Here is an 804-nt window from a genome sequence, read left to right as displayed (position 1 = left end):
CAGGCACAGGCTCCCCATGCGCATCCAATATGTACACTTGCGTGTTCCCGATCGGACGGCCTATGGGCGGATTGCCGAATTCCTCTGCGCGGCAGGAATGTATAGTTGCACAGATCGTTGCCTCCGTCGGGCCATATGCATTGATGAGTTGACGCCCTTGTCTCCATCGTCTGGCAACAGAACCTGTCAACTCCTCTCCCGCACAGACCAGGGTACGAATCGAATCGAAAGCAACTTGTTCCGAAAGAGAAGCCAGCACGGCTGGAGGTAGAGTTGCATGGGTGATTGCGTGATGTGCAACTATCTCCGTTAAAGCATCGCCATCCGACATTCGCTCTTGCCGGAGAAGATGCAGAGAGGCCCCTCTGCAGAGAGCCATCATCGTCTCCCAAACACAGGCATCGAAACTAAAGGACGCAAATTGCAATATTTGGCTATAAGTTGCGACGGCAAACTCCCGGATCTGCGCAGTGACCAGGTTGCATAGCCCGCGATGTTCGACCATGACGCCTTTAGGCGTTCCGGTGGAGCCGGAGGTGTAGATGATGTAGGCCAGATGCGATGAGTTCAGCCCGATCGAGTGCGGGTCGGGGTTCGAGTCCGGCTGATTCCGCCATGCGGCGTTCTCATCGTCGAGCTCAGCCATCGGCAGCTGCAGGTCCTCGAAGAGCTTCAGGAGAGCAGCCTGGGTCAGCAGCGCGACCGGCCCGGAGTCCTCCAACATGAAGCGGAGCCGCTCCACCGGGTAGGAGGGATCGAGCGGCACATAGGCACCGCCTGCCTTGAGAACAGCCAGTAACCCGA

At 57.7% G+C, this 804-nt stretch carries 1 protein-coding gene; it reads right to left on the bottom strand.

The window, feature by feature from the left end; genetic code table 11:
• Positions 1-804, bottom strand: an 804-nt coding sequence (locus GSQ82_RS24985) for an AMP-binding protein (protein ID WP_254061483.1), incomplete at both ends; no start/stop codon positions are given.

Origin of the sequence: Granulicella sp. L60 (assembly GCF_009765825.1) — a bacterium.
Lineage (GTDB): Bacteria > Acidobacteriota > Terriglobia > Terriglobales > Acidobacteriaceae > Edaphobacter.
Note: the sequence above shows the minus strand (reverse complement) of the source record. Positions and strands in the feature narration are given on the sequence as shown.